This is a genomic window from Butyrivibrio sp. AE3004 (genome assembly GCF_000703165.1).
Taxonomy (GTDB): domain Bacteria; phylum Bacillota; class Clostridia; order Lachnospirales; family Lachnospiraceae; genus Butyrivibrio.
The window spans coordinates 2704225-2720907 of the sequence record NZ_JNLQ01000002.1 but is presented as its reverse complement, the minus strand read 5'-3'; the positions used below and the strand labels follow the sequence as shown (position 1 = coordinate 2720907).

Annotated in this window: 13 protein-coding genes; 12 read left to right on the top strand and 1 reads right to left on the bottom strand. The window is 42.0% G+C overall.

The features are described from left to right. The first annotated feature begins 111 nt into the window (after positions 1-111). The 4 genes from BV60_RS0114740 to BV60_RS0114725 all read left to right on the top strand — a co-directional run bounded on the left by BV60_RS0114740 (position 112) and on the right by BV60_RS0114725 (position 6710). Positions 112-2610, top strand: a complete 2499-nt coding sequence (locus tag BV60_RS0114740) for a beta-mannosidase (RefSeq protein WP_029322946.1) — start codon at positions 112-114, stop codon at positions 2608-2610. Between the two features lie 181 nt (positions 2611-2791). After that, positions 2792-3778, top strand: coding sequence for a diaminopimelate dehydrogenase (locus BV60_RS0114735; RefSeq protein WP_029322945.1), 987 nt, complete (start codon positions 2792-2794; stop codon positions 3776-3778). A 206-nt stretch (positions 3779-3984) separates the two neighbouring features. After that, positions 3985-4974: a helix-turn-helix transcriptional regulator gene (locus BV60_RS0114730; protein WP_029322943.1), complete on the top strand. Its 990-nt coding sequence runs from the start codon at positions 3985-3987 to the stop codon at positions 4972-4974. 77 nt (positions 4975-5051) lie between these two features. Beyond that, positions 5052-6710, top strand: a complete 1659-nt coding sequence (locus BV60_RS0114725; protein ID WP_029322941.1) for a SulP family inorganic anion transporter — start codon at positions 5052-5054, stop codon at positions 6708-6710. Between the two features lie 61 nt (positions 6711-6771). On the opposite strand, the gene BV60_RS0114720 is transcribed toward BV60_RS0114725, so the two are convergent. Beyond that, the gene (locus tag BV60_RS0114720; RefSeq protein WP_029322938.1) at positions 6772-7632 is read right to left on the bottom strand and encodes a YitT family protein; all 861 of its coding nucleotides are present in this window, start codon (positions 7630-7632) and stop codon (positions 6772-6774) included. Positions 7633-7861: 229 nt separating this feature from the next. On the opposite strand from BV60_RS0114720, the gene BV60_RS0114715 reads away from it, so the two are divergent. The 8 genes from BV60_RS0114715 (at position 7862) to BV60_RS0114680 (ending at position 16622) form a co-directional block, all read left to right on the top strand. Beyond that, positions 7862-8500 (top strand): sugar transferase, encoded by a 639-nt coding sequence (locus BV60_RS0114715; RefSeq protein ID WP_304412896.1) that lies wholly within the window; start codon positions 7862-7864, stop codon positions 8498-8500. Between the two features lie 20 nt (positions 8501-8520). Further along, positions 8521-9519 carry an ATP-grasp domain-containing protein gene (locus BV60_RS0114710; protein WP_029322935.1) on the top strand — a complete coding sequence of 333 codons (999 nt, stop codon included), beginning with the start codon at positions 8521-8523 and terminating at the stop codon, positions 9517-9519. Then, positions 9516-10619: a glycosyltransferase family 4 protein gene (locus BV60_RS0114705; RefSeq protein ID WP_029322933.1), complete on the top strand. Its 1104-nt coding sequence runs from the start codon at positions 9516-9518 to the stop codon at positions 10617-10619. The genes BV60_RS0114710 and BV60_RS0114705 overlap by 4 nt, the downstream gene beginning before the upstream one ends. Positions 10620-10754: 135 nt before the next feature. Next, complete coding sequence (locus tag BV60_RS0114700; RefSeq protein WP_029322931.1) at positions 10755-12071, top strand: nucleotide sugar dehydrogenase; 1317 nt, start codon at positions 10755-10757, stop codon at positions 12069-12071. A 100-nt stretch (positions 12072-12171) separates the two neighbouring features. Beyond that, on the top strand, positions 12172-12972 hold the full coding sequence (locus BV60_RS0114695; protein WP_029322929.1) for a DUF2334 domain-containing protein: 801 nt from the start codon (positions 12172-12174) through the stop codon (positions 12970-12972). 2 nt (positions 12973-12974) lie between these two features. Beyond that, positions 12975-14255, top strand: coding sequence for a glycosyltransferase (locus BV60_RS0114690; RefSeq protein ID WP_029322927.1), 1281 nt, complete (start codon positions 12975-12977; stop codon positions 14253-14255). Further along, on the top strand, positions 14252-15484 hold the full coding sequence (locus BV60_RS0114685; RefSeq protein ID WP_029322925.1) for a glycosyltransferase: 1233 nt from the start codon (positions 14252-14254) through the stop codon (positions 15482-15484). Before BV60_RS0114690 ends, BV60_RS0114685 begins: the two co-directional genes overlap by 4 nt. A 34-nt stretch (positions 15485-15518) precedes the next feature. Next, the gene (locus BV60_RS0114680; protein ID WP_029322924.1) at positions 15519-16622 is read left to right on the top strand and encodes a glycosyltransferase; all 1104 of its coding nucleotides are present in this window, start codon (positions 15519-15521) and stop codon (positions 16620-16622) included. The last annotated feature ends 61 nt before the right edge of the window (positions 16623-16683 follow it).

The window sequence follows — 16683 nt, the reverse complement described above, 5'->3', positions numbered from 1 at the left end:
TCTATATAAAAACAGTTATATAATATAAAGAGTATTTTTATTTTTTATATGGGGTAGCATTTAAATAATTCACACTGTAAAGAGAAAAACAAAAAAGAGAAGGAATTGAGCATGGAAAGAATATTACTTAATCAAAATTGGAAGCTCCACAAAATTGTTGATGACAAGTTCATAAATGCGGTTGTACCGGGGACGGTTTATACAGACCTTCTAAGAGAAGGGGAGATGGAAGATCCCTTTTGGAAGGACAATGAAGATAAGGCACTTAAGCTTATGGATGATGACTATGAGTATATATGCACCTTCAAAAAGCCGTCTGATGCTGATGACTATGATAATATTTTTCTTCATTTTGACGGACTTGATACGCTCACCGATATCTACCTGAACGGAAAGAAACTGGGCAGTACCTACAACATGCACAGAATCTGGGAATTCGATATCAAGGATGAGCTTGAGGATGAAAATGAACTGAGAGTGTATTTTAACTCTCCGACAAAATATATTAAGGATGCTTATGAGAAGGCTCCCACAAAGGGAAGTGAAGACGCCATGCAGGGCTTTGTGCATCTTAGAAAAGCTCACTGCATGTTTGGCTGGGACTGGGGCGCTCATCTTCCGGATGCGGGAATTTTCAGACCTGTTTCACTTCTTTGCTTCAACAAGGCGAGGTTTGACTCTGTTCTTATAAGACAGGACCATGAAAATGTGAAGATTGATAAGGATGGAAACGAGAGCGGAACAGTTGGGCTTGATTTCGAATTTGAGATTATCGATGTGGATGAGGAATACTCATGCTCTTGTGGTGATAATTCGGAATTTGAACTTAATGTAAAGATAAGGATCACCGATCCTGACGGAAAGGTATGTGAATATAATGAAGAAACTCTGGATGATATTAAAATAGAAAATCCGAAACTCTGGTGGCCAAATGGTTATGGAAAGCAGCCTTTATATGATGTGAAGGTTGTTCTCACAGATGAAAAGGGTAATGAGCTTGATGTGTGGGAGAGAAAAATCGGTCTTCGCACATGTACAGTAAGTACTGAAAAAGACGAGTGGGGGAATGAATTCTGCTTTGTTGTAAACGGTGTTAAGGTATTTGCTATGGGTGCTGATTACATTCCGGAAGATCATCTTCTGGGAAGAGTTAATCCCGAAGTGACAAGAAAGCTTCTTGATAAGGCTGTTTTTGCAAACTATAACTCAATAAGAGTATGGGGCGGCGGATACTATCCGGATGACTGGTTCTTTGACATCTGCGATGAGTACGGAATACTTGTATGGCAGGACTTCATGTTTGCCTGCGGTGTTTATGATCTTACACCTGATTTTGAGGATAATATTACAGCTGAGTTTGAGGATAATTTAAAGAGAATACGTCATCATGCTTCACTTGGACTTATGTGCGGAAACAATGAGATGGAGATGTTCGTGGATTACGGCGTCTGGGTATCCAAGAAATCAGAGAAACGCGACTATACCATCATGTATGAGTATATAATTCCAAACATGATGAAGGAGTATGCTCCTGATGTTTATTACTGGCCGGCATCACCTTCTTCAGGCGGATGTTTTGATGAGCCTAATGATGAAAACAGGGGAGACGTTCATTACTGGGAGGTATGGCACGGAAATCAGCCCTTCTCCGAGTACAGAAAGTTCTATTTCAGATTCCTTTCGGAATTCGGATTCCAGTCCTTCCCTGCAGAGAAGACTGTTGAGAGCTTCACCGATGACCCTGCCGATAAAAATGTATTCTCTTATATCATGGAGAGACATCAGAGAAACGGAGCTGCTAACGGAAAGATAATGAATTATATGCAGCAGACCTATCTGTATCCGAATGATTTTAGCACTGTTATCTACGCATCCCAGATGCTTCAGGCTGATGCTATAAGATATGGGGTGGAACACTTTAGAAGAAATCGTGGACGCTGCATGGGCGCTGTTGTATGGCAGTTTAACGACTGCTGGCCGGTAGCATCCTGGGCAAGTGTTGATTATTGCGGAAGGCTTAAGGCTTTGCATTATGCTGAAAAGAGATTCTTTGCACCAATCCTGGTATCCTGTCAGGAAGAGGGCGAGATGACCTGCGGAATTCCGCTTAACTGGCTGCCCAGAGAGGTTAAGCAGGAAGCGGTATTCAATGTGGCAAACGAGACCAGGAAGGATATTACTGCTATCGTTAGATGGGCGCTGCGAGATGCTTCGGGAAAGGTTATTCGTGAAGATAGCAGTACTTTAAATGTTCCTGCTCTTACAAGTACCTGGACTGAGAAGGTTGATTTTGCAGATGCTGACAGATTCAGCCAATATGTGAGCTATGAGGCAGAGGTGGACGGTAAGGTTGTTTCTTCCGGTACGGTTATCTTTACAATGCCCAAGTATTTTAAATATCAGGATCCTAAGCTTACTGCAACTGTTCATGATGGAAAAATCACTGTCAAGGCTGATGCTTATGCTCGCGGGGTTGAAATCCTAAACGAAAATGAGGATCTGATCTTGACAGACAACTATTTTGATATGAATGCCGGGGAGGCTACAGTGGATGTGATTTCCGGTGATACTTCAAAGCTGAGACTTAGAAGTGTTTATGACATAAGATGATATAAAATAGTTAAATACCCTCTTGCTTTAAATGATGAGCAGGAGGGTATTTTATTGAATTGGGAAGAAGATAATTAAAACTGTAGATTTTTATGGGTAAAAGAGCGTATAATGCGCTTTATAAGAGTTTAGAAACGGACTTGTCATCTACGGACGGGGATGGCAGAAAGAAGGAGGAATTATGAGTACTAGAATCGGAATACTGGGCTATGGAAATCTTGGAAAGGGAGTTGAGCTTGCAGTTAAAGCAGCACCGGATATGGAGCTTGTTGCCGTTTTCACAAGAAGAGCCCCCGCTTCATTATCTATAAAGACTGAGGGAGTTCCTGTAGTTTCCGTTAATGAAGTTGAGGACTGGAAGGACAAGATAGATGTTATGATCCTTTGCGGCGGAAGCGCAACAGATCTTCCGAAGCAGACACCCAAGTACGCAAAACTTTTCAATGTTGTTGACAGCTTTGATACTCACGCAAGAATCCCTGAGCACTTTGCAAATGTTGATGACAAGGCTAAGGCAGCAGGCAAAGTCGCTGTTATTTCCTGCGGCTGGGATCCCGGAATGTTCTCACTTGCGAGAGTTTATTCAAATGCTATTCTTCCTGACGGAAATGATTATACCTTCTGGGGAAAGGGTGTATCTCAGGGACATTCCGATGCTATCAGAAGAATTGAAGGCGTAAAAAATGCAAAGCAGTACACAATTCCTGTGGAAAGTGCACTTGAGGCAGTAAGAAGCGGTAAGAATCCTGAACTTACAACCAGAGAAAAGCACACAAGAGAATGCTTCGTTGTTCTTGAGGATGGCGCTGACGCAGCCAAGGTTGAAAAGGAAATCAAGGAGATGCCCAATTACTTTGCTGACTATGACACAACAGTTCACTTTATCAGCGAAGAGGAGCTTCTTAAGAACCACAGCGGCATGGCTCACGGCGGCTTTGTATTCAGAAGCGGCAAGACTGGAGCTGACAAGGAGCACAACCACATCATCGAGTACAGCTTAAAGCTTGATTCCAATCCGGAATTCACAACAAGCGTACTTGTTGCTGTAGCAAGGGCTGCTTTCCGTATGCAGAAGGAGGGACAGACAGGCTGCAAGACAATGCTGGACATTCCGCCTGCATACCTTTCAGATAAGAGCGGCGAAGAGCTTAGAGCACACCTTCTCTGATAAATATTAACCGCATGGCTCTTTCTTTGAAACAGAAGAAAAATATATGACTTTTGGAACCTCGAGGTCGGATAAAAATCTGACTTTGAGGTTCTGTTTATATATGAAAATAATGGTTGCAGGGTTATTTTACGTATTCAGTGAGTGTTGCTAAAAATCACACAAAAGTTTACTATAAAAAGAGAATAATTATGAGGAGGACTGCCATGCCAAAAGGAACAAATCAGAAGCTGAAATTATATTATCTTGCAAAAATATTATTGGAAGAAACTGATGATGAGCATGGGCTTACTATGCCCGATATTCTTGATTGTCTGGAGCAGTATGGTGTTACTGCCGACAGAAAGAGTATTTATACGGATATAGAGGCGCTTAATGAAATCGGTCTTGACGTTGTCGGTGAAAAGGCCGGTAAATATTTTGTTTATCACATTGGCAGCAGGCGTTTTGAACTTGCGGAATTAAAGCTTCTGGTTGATGCCATTCAGTCCTTCAAATTCATAACGGAGAAAAAATCAAATACTTTAATAAAGAAACTGACTACGCTTGCAAGCACCTATGAGGCAAGCCAGCTTGAAAGACAGCTTTCTGTTCAGGGTCGTGTAAAGACAATGAATGAGAGCATATATTACACTGTTGATGAAATTCATAATGCCATAGCTCAGAATAAGAAGATCAGCTTTAAATACATGACCTGGAATACTGAAAAGAAGCTGGTTCCAAAGAAAAATGAGACCTATATCATAAGCCCCTGGCGCCTTACCTGGAATGATGATAACTACTATCTTATAGCCTTTGATGCGGAGAGTGGTAAGATAAAGCACTATCGTGTGGATAAGATGGATAAGATTGCCATTCTTGATGAGAAGCGTGAAGGAAAAGAGCACTTTAAGGCATTTGACCTTGCGGCGTACACGAACAGAGTTTTTGGAATGTTTGGCGGTGAAGGAACAGTTGTGACACTCACCGTAAAAGACGAGGCGGTGGGTATCCTTTTGGACAGATTCGGAAAAGATATTTCAATAAAGCCATCAAAGAAGAAGGGATGGTCTGATGTGCGGACAGAGGTTGCAGTCAGTGAGCAATTCTTTGGCTGGCTGTTTGGACTTGGGACGATTGTAAAAATAACCGCACCCGCTTCTGTGGTAAAAGCGTACAAGGAAGAGCTCAATAAGCTTCAAGAATTCTACAAATGAATAATTTTGTCGGTAAAAAAATTGTGATATAATTTTTGTCGGTTTTTTTGTAAATATGATTTTATGGGAGATTTATTATGAAAAAGGACAAAATTAAGCCGATGCTTTTTTCCGTAATAAAAAAGTATACGGCAAAACAATTTACTACTGACGTTATTTCGGGTATTATTGTAGCGATCATTGCACTTCCGCTGTCAATTGCGCTTGCACTTGCGTCCGGGGTTGGACCGGAGGAAGGTCTTTACACAGCAATTGTTGCAGGATTTATCATTTCATTCCTGGGTGGAAGCAGAGTTCAGATAGCAGGTCCTACGGCAGCGTTTGCAACAATCGTGGCAGGTATCGTTGCAAAGGACGGAATGGAAGGACTTATGATGGCGACCATCATCGCCGGTGTTCTTCTTATTGTAATGGGACTTTTAAGACTCGGAACACTTATCAAGTTTATTCCTTATACAATTACAACAGGCTTTACGGCCGGCATTGCGGTTACAATACTTGTGGGACAGATAAAGGACTTCCTCGGACTGACATACCCCAAGGGAACCGTGACAATCGAAACTACCGAGAAGGTAGAAGCTATTATTCAGAATATTTCGACCATAAATTATCAGGCGGTTATTGTCGGTGTCGTTTGTCTGGCAGTACTCATTATCTGGCCTAAGTTTTTTGAGAAGATTCCTGCATCACTCATTGCCGTAATCGTGGGAATCATCATGGTAAAGGTAGTGGGACTTAAGGTAAACACCATTGGTGACCTTTATACAATAAACGGTGGTCTTCCCAAATTCCACGCTCCGGTATTTAGCTGGAAGCTTGTGAGAGGATCCTTCTCAAACGGCTTTACTATTGCAATTCTTGCAGCGATCGAATCACTTCTTTCAGCTGTTGTAGCTGACGGAATGATAGGTTCACACCACAGATCAAACATGGAGCTTATAGCTCAGGGATGCGGTAACATCGGCTCTGTTTTATTTGGTGGTATCCCCGCAACAGGTGCTATTGCGAGAACTGCCGCTAACATTAAAAACGGAGGAAGAACACCTATCGCAGGTATAGTTCATTCAATTGTTCTTTTGCTTGTGCTTGTGGTTCTTATGCCTTATGCAGCACTTATTCCTATGCCTACAATAGCAGCGATTCTGTTCCAGGTTGCTTATAATATGTGTCAGTGGAGACCTTTTACACATCTTTGCAAGACTGCTCCCAAGAGTGACATTATTGTTCTTGTTACTACTTTTGTACTCACTGTAGTATTTGACCTTGTTGTTGCAATCGAAGTTGGTATGGTTCTTGCATGTCTCCTTTTTATGAAGAGAATGAGCGAGGAGTCATCGGTTCGCAGCTGGACTTATGTTGACCCCGACGACGATGATCTGAACAAGCATGATCCTGACAGTATTGATCTTAAGATTGTACCCAAGCACGTTCGTGTATATGAGATAAACGGTCCCATGTTCTTTGGTGATGCAGATGCTCTTGCAAACATCACTACCAAGGAATTTACAAAGTGCCTTGTTATCAGAATGAGAAGTGTGCCTGCTCTTGATGCTACAGCCATGAGAGCACTTGAAATGCTTCATGAGGATTGCAAGAAGAAGGGTGTTCGCCTCATCTTCTCACATGTTAATGAGCAGCCTATGAGAACCATGAAAAAGGATGGATTTGTGGATAAGGTTGGACGTGAGAACTTTGCAGCTCACATTGATGAAGCACTTGAGCTTGCGTCAAAGTAAGAGTGTTCTCAGATAATGTGTTGATACACGATTTGTGAAGTGTTTAAAGTAAAAAAGAAGATCAGTCTCTGGGTTTGAAGTAGAAGTTACCCTGAACGCGGTCTGTACGAATGGAGTTGATGAAAGCATTTTCATCAACTTCTTTTATTGCGGGAATTAGTTTTCTGGTATCTGAAGCGCTTACAACCGAATAAACGACCATTTTGTTGTTGTGTTCAAAAGAGCCTTCACCATGCATAAGTGTCGCACCGTGATTACTTACTTTGAAAATAATATCGCACACTTCCGCAGGCTTATCGGTGATAATGAAAAGAGTCTGCTGCTGATAGGTCCTGTACATTATGTGGAGAACCTGTGTGGATACATACTGGAAAATAATAGAGTAAAGAGCTTTGTCCCAACCAAAGAGGAAGCCCGCAACCGTGAGGATTACGCAGTTTCCCGCAAGGATTATGGGAAAGGCATCTATACCTTTTCTCTGTGAAAGGAAGATTGAAATGAAATCAGTGCCACCGCTTGTGGCATCAACCTCAAGACAGATGGAAAGGGAAACACCTGCTAAAATTCCTCCGAAAACGGATATAAGAAGAGGATCATGGGTTATTACATGGGTTGGAATAAGGTCAACAAAAAAACCATTGGTAAGAACCATGATCATAGAATATAGCGTAAATTTTTTACCAATATAACGAAAACCGATGTAAATAGGAATAATATTGAGCGCAATGTTGATGGGAGTGTAGGGGATTTGAGTGTTGAAATATTTGAGCGCAATACGCTGGATAATGATAGTAATTCCCTGAGCTCCCCCGGGATATAATCCACCTGCGTTTACGAAGGTCTGGATATTAAGTGCCATCAAAAAAGCAGCAAATAGAACTACCACAAGTCTGATGCTGCCACGTTTAAAATCTAGCTTCATATGATTAAAAGACTCCCTGCAAAACGATTATTTGAAATAAAACTTCTATAGGTTATAATACATTATTGGAATGAAGCTTGGCAATTAAGAAATTACTAAATAATACGGTGGATTTAGCATATTTTAAATCGTGTATTAAGCTACCGGGATAATCTTAAATCTGTATGTAAATGTGCCACAGTTCCTGACTGATAATGAGTCAAAAAACAACAATTGGGATTAAAGAAAAATGAGAAATAAAAAGAAAAAACAGGGAATATATGCCCTGTGCATTAAAAGACTGATAGACATTGTACTGTCACTGATCGTACTTGTGTGTTTTAGCTGGTTGTACCTTATACTGGCGATACTTGTAAGGTTTAAGCTCGGAAGCCCGGTTATATTCAGACAGCCAAGACCCGGCAAGGATGAGAAGGTTTTCAACCTTTATAAATTCAGGACAATGACTGATAAAAAGGATGAAAACGGAAATCTTCTTCCGGATGAGGACAGACTGCCTGAGTTTGGTAAAAAGCTTCGTGCCACAAGTCTTGATGAGCTTCCGGAGTTTATAAACATCCTTAAGGGTGATATGAGCTTTGTGGGACCAAGACCACTTCTTGTTAAGTATCTTCCTCTTTATAATGCAGAGCAGAAGAGAAGACATGAAGTAAGACCGGGACTTACGGGATGGGCGCAGGTGAACGGACGAAACCTTCTTAGCTGGGAGGATAGATTTGAGAAAGACGTATACTATGTTGATCATTTGTCATTCCTTTTTGACCTCAAGATAGTATTTAAGACGGTAGCGGTTGTTTTTAAGCACGATGATGTTAACAGCAAAACTGATGCTACCATGGAGGCCTTCAAAGGCACTCCTGAAAAATAATAAAAAGAGGAGAAATAGCCATGAATATACTCTTTACCAGCGTTGGAAGACGCTGTGAATTATTAAAAGATTTCAGACAGACACTGGGAGATAAAATAAAGATTGTAGTTACGGATAACAGTCCGTATGCACCTGCACCTGCTTTTGCGGATGTGGTTTACAGAGTGCCTCTTATTTCGGATGTCAGATATATACCGACAATCCTTGAGATATGTAAAAATGAAAAGATAGATGCGATCACAACTCTTATCGATCCCGAGATTTCAATCCTCGCAGATTACAGGGCTGAATTTGCAGCGCTGGGAGTTGAGGTTCTTGCACCCTACAAGGAAACTGCCGATCTTTGCTTTGATAAATATGAGATGTTCAAGTATTTAACCGAAAAAGGGATTCCAACAGTTCTTACCTTTTGTACATTTTCTGATTTCAAGAAGAGCTATGATATGGGAAAGATTGATTTTCCTGTGTTTGTTAAGCCGAGAACAGGAAGCGGAAGTGTCGGAGCAAGAAAAGTAGAGAGTCTGGAACTCCTTGAAGAGCTGACGGCAAGAAGTCCCGAGCTCATAATACAGCAGTTTATGGATGGCAAGGACATGGATGCCGATGTTTACGTAGACACCTTTACACATGAGCCTGTTGCGATTTTTTCCAAAAAGAAGATTTCAACAACTATAGGTGGTGCGAACAAGACTATTTCCTTCAAGGACGATGCACTGTTTGAATTTGTGAAAAATGCGATGAAGGTCTTTAAATTCAATGGACCTCTCGATATGGACCTTTTCTATAAGGACGGGCAGTATTATCTTTCAGAGATAAATCCGCGTTTTGGCGGAGCATATCTGCATGCTTATGGTGCGGGAGTCGATTTCCCTTCATTAATATACAGAAATGTTGTTGAGAAGAAGGCTAATGAATCTATCATCGGACAGTACGAAGAGAATGTCTGCATGCTTATGTATGACAGCGTTGTTATCGAAAAGCTTGAAGACCTTGAAGGCAGGATGAAGGAAATACAATGAAAATACTGATACTGTCAAATTATGCCAATGGTCTTTGGCTTTTCAGAAAAGAGCTTTTAAAGTCATTTCTGGATGCGGGACATGAGGTTTTGATCTCTGTTCCTCCGGATGAGAACTGTGTAAAGCTAAGAGAATATTGTACTAGAATTATAGAAACACCTCTTTCGAGGCACGGAAGTAACCCGGTGCAGGACTATGGACTTTTTAAGGGTTACAGAAAAATGATAAGAAGAGAAAAGCCGCAGGTTGTTCTTACATATACTATAAAGCCCAATATATACGGGGGACTTGCCTGCAAGCTTACAAGAACACCCTACATTTGTAATATTACAGGACTTGGAGTAGCTATTGAAAACGGCGGAATGATGAGCAAGGTTCTGATAGGTTTATACAAAACCGCTACATCCCGCGCAAATAAGGTCTTTTTCCAGAACGAGAGAAACAGAAAGTTCATGCAGGACAGAGGCGTTGCGAGGAAAAACAGCGGCCTTTTGCCGGGGTCGGGTGTAAATTTAAATGACCATCCTTTTCATGAATATCCGGATGAGGCTGAGGGAATTCATTTTCTTGCGGTAATAAGGGTCATGAAGGATAAGGGAATCGCCGAGTACCTTGAAGCTGCAGACAGGATTTCCGGGGAGTATGAGAACGTGCACTTTGATCTTGTGGGAGAGTTCGAGGAGGACGAGAGAGCAGTTTATGAGCCACAGATAAAGGCTCTTGAGGAAAAAGGAAGGCTATCCTATCACGGACATTTGGATACTGTTGAGCCGGTTATGGCAAAGAGTCATGTGATCGTGCATCCTTCATATCATGAGGGAATGTCAAACGTTCTTCTGGAAGCAGCTGCCTGCGGAAGACCTCTTTTGTGTTCGAATATCCACGGCTGCATAGAGGCTCTTGATCCGGGAAAGAGCGGCTTTACATTTGATGCTAAGAGCGCGGATTCACTGGTTTCTTCAATTAAGAAGATGCTCTCGCTAACTGAAGATGAGCGTCGTCATATGGGAAGATGTGCACGTGATTATATAGAGAAATATTTTGACAGGCAGATAGTTATTGATGCGTACAAGAAAGAACTTAAGAAAATAAGTTCTTAAAGTGATAAGTATTATAAGTAATAAGTGTTTATTACGAAAAGTCCTTAAGTTGACATACATAGTATAATAGGTTGTGGAAGACATTTATATAGAATACTAAATACTGCTAAATAATAAAATAAAGAGGTTGGATAAATGAGTTTGTATAAAAAGCTCCTTGCAGGAGAAGAAAAACTTTCATTAGTAGGACTTGGATATGTAGGTATGCCGATTGCGGTTGCCTTTGCAAAGAAGATTAAAGTTGTAGGATATGACTTCAATGCTGAGAAGGTTGCGCTTTATAAAAACGGAATCGATCCTACAAGAGAAGTGGGAGATGACGCTATTAAGGAGACAGCGGTTGAATTCACGGCTGATCCTGAGAAGCTTAAGGAGTGCAGATTCCATATCGTGGCAGTTCCCACTCCGGTTAACAATGACCACACACCGGATCTTACTCCTGTTGAGAGTGCCAGCAGAACTCTGGGAAAATATCTTACAAAGGGTTCAATAGTTGTATATGAGTCTACTGTTTACCCGGGAGTTACAGAGGATATCTGTGTTCCGATTCTTGAGGCTGAATCAGGACTTAAGTGCGGCGTTGATTTCAAGGTTGGATATTCACCTGAGCGTATCAACCCCGGTGATAAGGTACACAGGCTTGAGACGATCGTAAAGATCGTATCCGGTATGGACAAGGAGACACTTGAGGAAGTTGCAAACGTATATAAGCTTGTTGCTCTTGCAGGTGTTCATGAAGCTGACAGCATTAAGGTCGCAGAGGCTGCAAAGGTTATCGAGAACAGCCAGAGAGATATCAACATTGCCTTCATGAACGAACTTTCAATGATCTTCCACAAGATGGGAATTGACACCAAGAGCGTGCTTGAAGCAGCAGGAACAAAGTGGAATTTCCTGAATTTCAGACCAGGTCTTGTAGGAGGACACTGCATAGGAGTTGATCCCTATTATCTTACATATAAGGCTGAGGAGCTTGGTTATCACAGCCAGATCATCCTTTCAGGCCGCCGTATAAACGATGATATGGGTAAATATATCGCAGAGTCATGTGTGAAGAACCTTATTGCACAGGACCTTAACGTAAAGAACGCGAAGGTTGCAATCCTTGGATTCACCTTCAAGGAGAACTGCCCGGATACACGTAATACTAAAGTTATTGATATATACAATGAACTTAAGGAATACGGAATCGATCCTGTGGTAGTGGATCCCGAGGCTGACAGCGCTGAAGCTAAGAGACTTTATGGCATTACCTTTGACAGTATGGATGCTGTAAAGAATATGGATGCTGTTATCATGGCGGTTGCACATGAGGAGTTCCTTGGAATTACAACAGATGAGATTAAAAAGTGGTATAATCCTGAACATAAGAAGAGAGTATTCCTTGACGTTAAGGGAATTTACGATAAGAACAGTTTCGACAGTTCAGAGTTCAGCTATTGGAGATTGTAATAAAAGTGGTATTTCTTATCGAAATGCTGAGCATTTAAAGATAAATTATAGCTATAAAACCAGGGGGATGCCGTCACCGTAAAAGTGGCGGCGTTGTTGTATGAAGATAGTAATCAGATTAGATGACATTTCTCCGGGAATGGATATGGGGAAGTTCAGACGATTCAAGAGGCTTTTGGATGAATATCATATAAGGCCTCTTATTGGTGTTGTTCCGGAAAACAGAGATCCAAAGCTGGAAGCACACGAGGATGAAGAAAAGGACAATATCACACAAAGGAACAAAGTTTTCGATGTGGATGATAAGATAAAAGAGAAGGATTATCCCTTCTGGCATCTTGTGAGAAATCTTCAGACAGAAGGCTGGATAATTGCCATGCATGGTCTTCATCATGTTTACACGACGAAGAAGGGAGGCCTTCTTCCGCTCAACAAGCAGTCTGAATTTGCGGGGATCGATCCGGGAAAACAGAGCAGAATGATAGCTGAGGGTAAAGAGATACTTGGAAGTCACGGCATAGCAACAGACTTTTTTATGGCACCAAGTCACAGCTATGACAAAAATACCTTGAAGGCCCTTGCGGAGAACGGCTTCAGGAGAGTGACGGACGGCTTTGGCAAACAGGCTTACAGAAGGTTTGATCTTACTTTTTATCCTATATCCTTCAGAAAAGATCAGGTGCTGAAGGATGAGAGTGAGGGTTATACGACTTTCGTTATTCATACGAACACATTAAATGGGGATGATTTTGCGTATTACGAGAAGGTATTCGAATCGGGCAAGGTAGTGAGCTGGGATGACTGGCTTATGAAGGAGCCTGTGGAAGCATCAGAGCTTCAGGGAATCAAAGAATATCTGATGGCACGCTTTAAATATATCGCCGTGCATAAAAGGTGGTAACAATGGCTAAACCGATTAGAATATTGCATGTTTTTGGAACACTTGGACTTGGAGGAGCTGAGAGCCGCATCATGGATCTGTACAGACATATTGACAGAGAACGTGTGCAGTTCGATTTTTTGGTGCATGCAAATCCGGAGGCTACAGGTAAAAAATGCCCTACATCCGATGAACTTATGGCGGTCAGGGAACCGGATTATTTTGATGCTACCGTAAAAAAACTTGGCGGAAATATTTATGCTATACCGAGATTTCACGGAACAAATGCCAGGGATTACAGAAATGCCATCCGCATGTTTTTTATGCAGCACAGAGGCGAGTGGAAGATGGTGCAGGGACATATGACAAGTACCGCTTCAATTTATCTTCCTATAGCCAAGACCTGCGGAATAGGAACGACTATTGCTCACGCAAGGAGCGCCGGAGTTGATCCCGGAATTAAGGGTGTTGTGACCAGAATAATCAGAAGTCCTTTGGCAAAGACAGAGACCTGCGATCTTAGGTTTGCATGTACTGAGAATGCTGCAAGATCTGTTTTCGGAGATACGATGACAGATGAAGGACAGGTCAGAATAATTCCCAATGCCATAGATCTTAGAAGATTTACATACAATCCGGAGATCAGAAACAGAATAAGGCAGGAGCTTGGATTATCAAACGCAATTGTCATAGGGCATGTGGGAAGATTTCATTATGCTAAAAATCATGAATATCTGCTTAAGGTTTTTGCGGAGTTTTTAAGAATTCTGAATCATGATGACTCAAATTCCTTCAATATGCTTCACGGGATGAGAATACGTCTTCTTATGCTGGGAGAGGGATCTCTTATGGATACGATGAAGCAGCTTGCGGTTGATCTTCATATTGAGAAGCACGTTATCTTTTGCGGCAATAAATCCAATGCAAATGAGTATTATCAGGCTATGGATTATTTCCTGTTTCCGTCAAGGTATGAAGGGCTTCCGGGAACTGTGGTTGAAGCGCAGTCTGCGGGACTTCAGTGCCTTATTTCAGACAGTATAACGCCGGAGGTTGATATCACACCTCTTGTCAGCAGGATGAGTATAGAGGAATTTCCTGCGGTATGGGCGAGAAAAATCCTCAATGATCTGATGCTCCGTGATTATGAAGAGAGCACTGCAGAGGATGAGGAGCTTCTTCCTATCGGTGACAGAGAGGCTTCCTCTGAGCGCATCAATGAGATGATAAAGGATGCAGGTTTTGATGTGCGTACTCAGGCACAGATTATGCAACAGTTTTATCTTACAGGGAAATTTGAATGAAGCGTCTTTTACTAATGGTACCTATGCTGCATCAGGGCGGGTTCGAGAGAGTCTGTGTTGCTACGGCAAGGTTAATGCAAAAATATTATAGGGTAACAATCCTGATCTTTTCAGATAAGGATATTAACTACGATGTCACAGGACTTGATGTTGTGAATATCAATGTGCCTGCAACCAGGAAATTCGGAAAAGCAGGTAAGGTGATAAATGTTCTTAGAAGAGTAAGGAAGGTCAGTAGTTATAAGAAAAGCCATAACATAGACATTTCCTACAGCTTTGGCTCAAGCGCAAACTATGTAAATGTTCTGTCGCAATATGGCAACAGGGCAAAGGTTCTGACGGGACTTAGATGCTCAACGGATATGGAGAATAAGAAAGAGGTCAGACTTTTTTGTAAGAAAGCGGATCAGGTGCTCTCCTGCTCGAAGGAAATCATGAGAGAGCTTCTTCGCGATTACAATTATGAAAAGAGCAGTTATATTTACAATCCTCTTGATGTTGCCATGATTCGTGAAAAAGCAAAGGAAAAGAAAAACTTTTTGGCTGCAGAGGATATCTTTGGTGGCGGAAAGGTTGCTGATAATTTAAGTGACGACGCGTTTACCATGATTTCGGTTGGCAGACAGGATTATATAAAGGGATTCTGGCATCTGATAAAAGCCTTTTCAATAGTTGCAAGGCAGTATCCTAAGGCCAGACTTATGATTGTCGGGACGGGTGATTTTAGCGGGCTTAAAAAGCTTGCTGATGACCTTGGAGTCGGGAAAAAGGTATTTTTCCCCGGACTACAGAAGAATCCTTTCCCGTTTGTTGATTCGGCAGACCTGTATGTTTTAAGCTCAAACCATGAAGGATTTCCGAATGCGATCCTTGAGGCTATGGCTCTGGGGAAACCCTGTGTGGCAGCAGACTGCAAGACGGGGCCCAGGGAAATTCTTCTAAATGAGAAGGAATATAAGGAGCTGATTGCAAAGAGACCTGACGGCTCATCCACCGGTAAGATAATAGAGGGAGAGTTTGGAATCATTGTTCCCGATATGGATGCACGCACGGATCTTAATGCCTCAAATATCACTGAAGGTGATAAGCTTCTTGCGGAGGGAATTTTAAGGATGATCTCTGATGAAGAAAAAATGAAGAGCTATGGCACAAAGGCCTATGAGAGAGCTTTGTCCTATGACCCCAAGAAATATGCGGAGGACCTGCACAGAATTCTTGATAAGGTTTGATAACAACCCGGTTGTGCGATAAAATGATATAACTATGAAGAAAATTGCATTTCATTTGAACAGCCTTGGACAGGGCGGAGCTGAGAGAGTTGTAAGTAACCTTGCAAATCAGTTTGCCAGGTCGGGGTATAAAGTATATATAGCAACAGAGTGGTTTGATGAAAATGAATTCACACTCGATGCCAGAATAAGAAGAATACATGTGGGGCTTAGAGAGGGCGATGAGAAAAAGGGACGAGTTCAGAAGTTCCTGTTAAGGGTAAAGTACCTCGAAGAATTCCTTGACGAGTTCAGACCCGATGTTCTCGTGGCCTTTGCCCACAGAGCCAATTACAGAGCTCTTATGGCAAGCAAAAAGACAAACACACCTACGGTGATATCCGTTCGCATAAATCCTGTGGGAAATTATGACGCATTTTCCGACAAGATACAGATAAAGTGGCTCTTCCCAAGGGCAGCAGGCTGTGTTTTCCAGACAGATGAGCAAAAAGCTTTCTTTAAGCCTTATTTGCAGGATAATTCAAGGGTAATACTTAACCCCATAAATGCAAAATACCACGGAGTAGCTCATCCTTTGACTCCGGATAAGGCAGTGGTCCATCATGCGAGGCTTGTGGATTTTAAAAACCAGCTGATGCTGTGTGATGCCTTTTTAAAGGTTCATGAGAGACATCCTGATTATGTGCTTAGAATCTACGGTGGCGGCTCAGAGGACGGAACTAAGGAGAAGCTTGAAAAGAAGATAGCGGATAATAATGCGGAGGAATTCATCTTTTTGATGGGCCCCTGCAGTCATATAGATGCGGAAATACCAAAGGGTGAGGTATATGCCTACAGCTCTGATTACGAGGGATTTCCCAACTCTCTGCTTGAAGCAATGGCTATGGGAATGCCTGTTGTTTCTACTGATTGTCCTCCCGGAGGACCAAGAACTGTTATCAGGGACGGCGAAAACGGATTTCTTGTGCCGGTGGGAGATGCAGATGCTCTTGCGGACAGAATCTGCCGTCTGATTGAAGATAAGGAAATGGCAAAACGCTTTGGCATTGAAGCAGCCAAGGTGTATGATATAGCAAACTCCGAGACTGTGTATGAGCAGTGGAAGGAATTCCTTGAGGAGGTCATTCCGATTCGATGATGGCAATGGTAAAACTAAATTTTGTCCATAACATCATACATTATCAAGAAGCCTTTCTCCT